This window comes from Bacillus sp. SIMBA_005 (assembly GCF_046535585.1).
Lineage (GTDB): Bacteria > Bacillota > Bacilli > Bacillales > Bacillaceae > Bacillus > Bacillus pumilus.
Genome location: NZ_JAWRWI010000240.1, coordinates 1 through 286, shown reverse-complemented (window position 1 = coordinate 286; position 286 = coordinate 1). Strand labels below are relative to the sequence as shown.

Below are 286 nucleotides of genomic sequence, written 5' to 3'. Positions count from 1 at the left end.
TTGAGTGATAGCTTTTTTGCATGTTGAACACCATTTAACATGTCCTTTCCTCGTATGTCTTTTGCGAAAAGCACCATACTCCTTAGTACAAAGCAGTTACCGCATTGGGTTGCGCCAAGTGGCAAATGACTTGATCATTTCGCTGGTGCGATTCCAGCAAACCCAACCATAAAGAAATCACATACTAAAAGGAGATGCACCTCATGGCTAATTCTCATAGTTCAAATGAATTGCTAGTTCCTGGAGCAGAGCAAGCAATCGATCAAATGAAATACGAAATCGCTTC

General features: G+C 41.3%; 1 protein-coding gene. It reads left to right on the top strand.

Annotation, left to right across the window (positions count from 1 at the left end):
• Positions 1-203: 203 nt before the first annotated feature.
• On the top strand, positions 204-286 hold an 83-nt coding region (locus SB660_RS19925), incomplete at its 3' end, for a small, acid-soluble spore protein, alpha/beta type (RefSeq protein WP_410584012.1).